The organism is bacterium, from assembly GCA_021372535.1.
Lineage (GTDB): Bacteria > Latescibacterota > Latescibacteria > Latescibacterales > Latescibacteraceae > JAFGMP01.
Genome location: JAJFUH010000132.1, coordinates 1 through 7,118, shown reverse-complemented (window position 1 = coordinate 7,118; position 7,118 = coordinate 1). Strand labels below are relative to the sequence as shown.

The following is a 7,118-nucleotide window of genomic DNA, read 5'->3' as shown; positions in this document are numbered from 1 at the left end:
AACCCCCTCTCTCCCCACCCGACGCTCTTCCGATCTTGCAATACAATATCTCCGACAATATCACGATAACTGTCAAGATTCGTCATGGTCATCTCCTGTCAAGCGGTTAACTCGGATTATTAAAAAATTTCATAGAACACTGATTAAGCGGATTTACGCGGATTTTTATTTTTTCAAATATCATCTTTAAATATACATTAGAAATAACTAATAATTACACAAACAATATGTTGTATCTCTATGCGACTTCCCGCTGCGTCGCAGCGCGGCGCGGCGAGGCGAGGGTGCGAATTATTTTATGAATTAATCGGGGATGAAATTTCGAGTATCATGTTTATGGTTTTTCTCTCTGTGCCGTGCGCCTTATGCCTTGTTAAACACTTATATTGACCCTCGACTGCAAATATTTTTTATATGTCCTTTTTCACAAGGCTTTTAAGAAGCTCCCGCACTTCTTTGGAAGAATCGAGTATATACCGGGCATTGGTAAAGCCAAAACCGACTTTTATGGAATATGCCTTTCTGTCAAGAACGTTAAAAATGCTTTCGTCTGTCAAGTCATCACCGGCAGCCAGTATGAAGTCATAATTCCCCCGTGAGATCCACCGGAGGGCTGCCCTGCCCTTGTTGATTTCGCGATTTTTGATCTCGATGACCTTGCTTCCCTCCAGCACTTCCAGCCCGAGATTGATAGTAAGATTGATCAGGGCGTCTTTCAACTCCAGGGCTATCATCGATGCCAGCGCCGGATCAGCATTACGGTAATGCCAGACAAGCGAAAACTCCTTTTCCTCGATATGCGAACCGGGAGTCCTGTCTATATACAGTTCCAGCAACGGCCGTATTTCACTCTTCCAATTGTTCCGGAGGTACTCGATCATCTCCCATTCGCCATCATGCTCCTTTATCCAGACACCATGTTCCGCCACCATCCCGAGAGCTATTCCCCCGAACCATGTATCGAGTGTTTCTTTATCACGGCCGCTGATGATGAGCACATCGTTCCCCGTGTGCCGTGACAGCCCGGCTAATATCTCCATAAGTTCCTTATCGGGCTTCGCCTGCTGAGGTCTGGATTCGAACGGCCGGAGGGTCCCGTCATAATCGAGGAGTAAGAGTCTGCGTGTACCGGTATGGTAATCATGAAGCAGAACATTTTGAATATCCGTTGAAAGTTTACGGCTGAAGACTGTGCGCTGCTGCTCTTTGAAAACGGTGAGTTCCCGGATAAAACACTCAGCCCATCGTTGTACGGAATATTGCCGGAGACGTTTCTGCATTTCCCTGTTTCGTGCAATCTGTTCCCTCTTCGACATGGTCAGGGCACGATGTAAGGCATCGGCGATCCTATCTGCGTTGTTGGGATTCACAACGATTGCCTCACGGAGTTCTTTTGCCGCGCCAGCCATTTCACTGAGGATGAGCACACCCCCGGTGCCGTGTCTGGATGCAATGAATTCCTTGGCAATCAGGTTCATGCCATCCCTGAGGGGAGTCACAAGCGCAACATCGGCTGCGTGGTAGAGGGCTGCAAGCTCCGGAAAGTCCAGAAAATTGTACAGGTACCAGAGCGGCATCCACTCGAATGTCCCATATTTGCCATTGATCCGTCCAATAAGCTCATCAAGTTGCCTTTTGAGCTTTTCGTAATGCTCGATTCCCTCACGGGAGGGAACGGCAACAAGAATCAATGTCACTTTCCCCCTGTATTCACTGTATTTATCAAGAAACAGATCAAACGATTCAAGCCGGTGCAGGATACCCTTGGTGTAATCGAGACGGTCAACGGATATGATTATCTTTCTGCCTTTCACCCGCTCACGTATATTCTCGATTTTTTCTTTTACCGCGGGTATGCGTGCAGCCTGTGCGAACCTTTCATAATCAATGCCCATCGGGAAGGTATCGGTTTTTACTATACGTTTTCCTATGGTGATCTGTCCGAAGGAGATTTCGCAGCTCAGCCTGCTGCGGATACTGTTCAGAAAATGTCGCACATAATCATAGGTATGAAATCCCACAAGGTCGGCGCCAAGCATCCCCTCGAGAATTTCACGGCGCCAGGGGAGAAGACGAAACACTTCAAAAGAGGGAAAGGGTATATGGAGAAAAAAACCGATTGCAGCGCCGGGAAGCCGCTCACGGATCATTTTGGGCAGCAGCAGCAGATGGTAATCGTGAATCCAGATTACATCATCAGGTCTTGCCACAGCCATAACCGTTTCGCAGAATAATTCATTAACCCGTACGTATGTATTCCAGAGATTGACATCATACCGGGTATATTGTATAAAATAATGGAAAAGCGGCCAGATAGTCTTATTGCAGAATCCCTCATAATAGTCTTTCACTTCAGCGTGTGTAAGAAAGACAGGACAACAGTTTTCTTGTGCAAGATGGCTGATGATCTTAGTTCTGTCATTCTCAGCACTATTATCGAGCACTATTCCTGGCCAGCCAATCCAGAGGTGTTCCTCAAATTTCCCCATTATCGATTTCAGCCCGGTGGCCAGGCCGCCAACACTGGGCTTGAACTTTATAGTCCGACCGCGCCGGATCGTGCTTATCGGTAATCTGTTGGAAACAATCAATATTCTGCTCATGAAACACCCTCACCTATTCCCGGACAATCTTATTATACTGAATAACCAATATATACCGTACAGCCATTCTGCATATTATATATAGTAACTCATTTCGAACGGAATGTCAAATCCGCGAGGGAAAAAGAGTATCGATTGGAGAAGGGGAAGAACCGATATTTCCACGAGTGAGTGAAATGCGTGTGACTATTATTCGAAACCGGAAGTATTAACAAGGATAATCATGAAATACTGTTTTCACTTTAACCTTTTTCCGGTTATCCGGTTTGGTAAGCATGGAACAAAAAACCACGGACACGAAAAAAATATGCTCTCATCCTTTGAATTCTCTCTCCTGATGGGAGAGTGATGAATACATACAAAAATAAGGTTATCATGCATGTTACACAGCATCCCCTCGCCCACGGGCGAAGCGATGCGGAAGAGGTGGTCAGGGGGGTGAGGGTACTCTTCTTCAGCTTGCTGACTTAACTGGATAACCGGATAACCTTTATCACGGTATCCAATGGTTTCATACGGGCAACCGCTACCCTGTTCATTCAAACGGTACGCGCGAAATACGCCACTTTTTCAAATGACATGGTCAGGTCGATATCCTCGACATAGATATTCCGGGGAACATGGAGCGGAACAGGAGCGAAGTTCAGTATCCCCTTTATTCCGGACTGGACAAGCATATCGGCGATATCCTGCGCCACACCCGCCGGCACACAGAGCGTCGCGATTCTGATATCGAGCTCCTGAACGATTTTCTGAATCTGATCGATGGGATAGCAGCGGCATCCCTGAATCACACGGCCATATTTCTCGGGATCGTTGTCGAATGCCGCAACAATGGACAGCTTTGGACGACGACCCGAAAAGTATGCAAGGATTGCCCGGCCCAGGTTGCCGACACCTATGAGCGCGACTTTTTGTCCTTCCGCCGTATCGAGGAAATTGCCGATTCCTTCGATGAGGAGCTGCACATCATACCCGCGGTTCGGATTGCCGGAGTATCCGATATTCATGATGTCACGGCGAACTTGAGCAGCGGTGACACCAGCCCGGGCAGCCAGTTCATGAGAATAGATATTTTTCACAGCATCCCGCACAAGTTCATTGAGGAGGCGTCTATAGAGGCTCAGTCTGCCGATTGTTTTTCCGGAAATCATTGTTCATTCTCCCCACAATTAAACAAATAAAGCAGAAGATATTGTGAAATTATTAACGAATATACCACCCGGCGTTTCTGTTGTCAATCACTATCTTGAACAGATTCATATGTCTTATCCAGTTTCACCACCGATAATCCTGTGTTATTAATTTCATTCTGTAACGCCGGATAGATGTGTTAACCCGGATTATTTATGTAAATATGTTTAACCACAAAGACACAAAGGCACAAAGAGACATAATGGATTATTAATACTATCTTTACTTACAATTAAACGTTGCCATTAAAATGATATATAAAATTCAAATCCGGGAAAATCCGCCCGATCCGCGAAAATCTCTGTTCTATTTAATTTCTAAATAGATCGGATTAAAAGCTTTTCAGGTTTTATTTGCATATCGCGGTAAAAACGCGATATTTAGCGAAGAATATAATGCGGATAATTTATTTTTTCAGGCCACAAACTCCGCTGCAATCTAAATTCCGGGCAAAAAATTACATGAAGGCACTGATACTCAATTCGGCGCACAATAAATATCCGATGGGCAGCGATCCATGGGTGCAGGCTACCGTTAATGCAGTCGAAACTCTTGCCCGTTCAGGCTCGACGATACTCTGCAGCTCCGGGCCGTCACAGTGGGACCTCGTGACCTGTCTTGCCGGAAAAAACAGCGCTGAAATCGAGCTCATTGTCAAAATCCCGAAGGACAGAAGCGGTGGAACACTGTATGAAGCCCTTCTTGAAGACTATAATCTCGACAGGAACAGAACTCATCCTCTTTTTTTACCACGGACACCGGGTTTATGTCAACGGACAAAGGAACTCTGGCGTGCCCGTGACCTTCTCGCTATCCAGAACGCCCAGATCATATATCCAGTGTCGATACGCCCGGAAGGACGATTGTCGCAGATGATAAACCGCGATGACATAAAATCAAAAATCAATAGTGATTTCAGGAGTCCCTGGACACAGGGGGGATTTATTCCCTCATACAGGCTTGAGGGGCGCACGGTTAATCCGCTGCCTGACGATACATGGTTTATCCACTGGACACGGGCATCGCAGGGGCCTTGGAATGGCGAAAAACCGTGGCAGTATTACCATGATCTGATCGGGAATCCCGGAATCTATGTGAGAAGTGCGGAGGCGACCCTCGTCAGGATACTGACCGAAAAGCGTATACGTGGCTCCGCCTGGAAACTGCCGGCTGGTGAGCGCGCCGTGGCATTCACATCGCTCTCTCTCGAAAAAACCCTTCCGCTCATGCGCTGGAGAAAACGGTTTGTGCGGTATACCTTCGAGCCGTATGGGATCGGTGTACGGCAGTCGACGCTTATCGACCTCGGGGCACGGGAAGTCGTGTATGTCCGAGGGGATACCACGGCAGGGGACAGCGATTCTCTCTTCTTTCATGCTCCCGGCATATTGACCGACTGGTCCGGTGAGAAGGAGTGGCGTTACCGTGGCGACCTGTCGCTCCATGGCATCGACAGCCATGATCTGATCGCCGTTGTCCCGGATGCCGGAGCGGAGAAATCCCTCATGGAAAAAAACCGTGAGAATATCCCCGTTCACAGAATTTTCAAGGATTGATCTTTACCGATTCGATTCCGAACCGGCTTATCCGGAAAACGTCATATAACTGTTATTATGCTATCCACCCGGATGATCAAGGAATAATATACCGGTAATTAGGTGTTGAAATTGCCAAAGAAACACAATATTTTACGTATGAGGCACATGGACATAACACATGATACTTGTATGGCAATGATCCGCTTCTGATAAATTACATATATGCTTTAAAAGCGTTGTGATAAATACCATCTATGTGGGTATAAGCTGTCAAGGATCGGTACGAAGTACCGATTTACATGCCCTTGACAGCGACCAAACAATACATTTCGTCATGGGGCTCGTGAAAATTATACTTTTTCACAGCCCTCTTAAAATATAAGGTTCAGCGATGAAACTGTCACTCCAGAAAAAAATCATTCTGAGTTTTCTGACTGTCATTATAATTACGAGCTCATTTTCAACCTTCGTCGGTGTGCGATTAATCGGAAAAAGCATACCGATAGTTCAGGACAAGGTTAGGCTCGATTTAAATTCAGCCCGTGAGATTTACAACGAAGCCGTCAAGGAAGTTAAAAATATTATCCGGCTCTCTTCCATAAGATTTTTCATCAAGGATGCGCTGTTATTAAATAACATTGACAGTTTATCTGTTGAACTCGAAGAGATCAGAAAAAACGAGTCGCTTGATTTCCTGACCCTTACCAATCCCGAGGGAATAGTACTATTAAGAGCCGGAAATCCCGAAATAAAGGGCGACAGTCAGGCTTACAAGGAAATCATCAATAAAGCCCGGGACGGAAAAACAGTCGTGGCATCCACAGAAATAATGTCCGGGGAAGAATTGTCCCGGGAGCGGAAAGAGCTTGCTATACAGGCATATACACGGATTGTTTCGAGCCCGCATACCAATACGCCGGGTAAAACCGAGGAAACCTCGGGCATGGTCATTATCGGAGCCGCCCCGATATTCAATGACGAGGAGAATATTATCGGAATCCTCTATGGTGGAAGACTTCTGAACCATAACTTCAGCATTGTCGATAAGATCAGGGATACAATTTATGAACGCGAAAAATACAAGGACAGGGATGTCGGAGTAGTAACCGTTTTCATGAACGACATCAGAGTCTCGACGAACGTTATATCAACAAACGGGGAGCGTGCTGTCGGAACACTCGTTTCGGCGGAAGTGGAAAAGAATGTTCTCTGGGAAGGGAAAAACTGGGTCGAAAGGGCATTTGCCGTAAACGAATGGTATATAACTGCCTACGAGCCGGTCAAGAACATATCGGGAAACATTGTCGGTATTTTAGGCATCGGTATCCTTGAAAACAAATACAAGGATATCGAGAAACATGCCCTGTTGATTTTCCTCGGAATCTCTTTTGGGGGTATCCTTCTCTCTATAGCTTTGTGCGGATTTCTGACAAATTCAATCATGCGTCCGATTAAATCGCTTGTTGATGCCACACGTAATATTGCGGATGGAAACATGGATCAGCAGGTGCTCCTTAAAGATGCACCATATGAAATAGAAGCCCTGGAAAAAGCCTATAATTATATGGTATCATCGATAAAGGAACGGGATGAACAGCTCAGGCAGAGAGCCCAGGAAGAAATCATGAAATCGGAGCGACTGGCAATGGTCGGTCAGCTTGCAGCGGGCGTGGCGCATGAAATCAACAATCCCCTGGGCGGTATCCTTCTTTTCAGCGGTCTTCTCTTAAAAAAAGCTCCGTCCGAAGGACTGATACGGGAAAATCTGGAACGGATCGAGAAG

General features: G+C 46.3%; 4 protein-coding genes. 2 read left to right on the top strand and 2 right to left on the bottom strand.

What is annotated here, in order from left to right; genetic code table 11:
• Positions 1-410: 410 nt before the first annotated feature.
• Together LLG96_12165 and LLG96_12160 are read right to left on the bottom strand one after the other, a co-directional pair.
• A complete protein-coding gene (locus LLG96_12165; GenBank protein ID MCE5250965.1) occupies positions 411-2,603 on the bottom strand; it encodes a bifunctional alpha,alpha-trehalose-phosphate synthase (UDP-forming)/trehalose-phosphatase in 2,193 nt (730 codons plus the stop codon).
• 539 nt (positions 2,604-3,142) lie between these two features.
• Complete coding sequence (locus LLG96_12160) at positions 3,143-3,757, bottom strand: redox-sensing transcriptional repressor Rex (protein ID MCE5250964.1); 615 nt, start codon at positions 3,755-3,757, stop codon at positions 3,143-3,145.
• Positions 3,758-4,258: 501 nt separating this feature from the next.
• Between LLG96_12160 and LLG96_12155 the strand changes: the two genes are divergently transcribed.
• Both LLG96_12155 and LLG96_12150 read left to right on the top strand, forming a co-directional pair.
• On the top strand, positions 4,259-5,353 hold the full coding sequence (locus LLG96_12155) for a hypothetical protein (protein MCE5250963.1): 1,095 nt from the start codon (positions 4,259-4,261) through the stop codon (positions 5,351-5,353).
• A 373-nt stretch (positions 5,354-5,726) separates the two neighbouring features.
• Positions 5,727-7,118 (top strand): cache domain-containing protein (locus tag LLG96_12150; GenBank protein MCE5250962.1); only part of this gene is annotated, 1,392 nt, incomplete at its 3' end.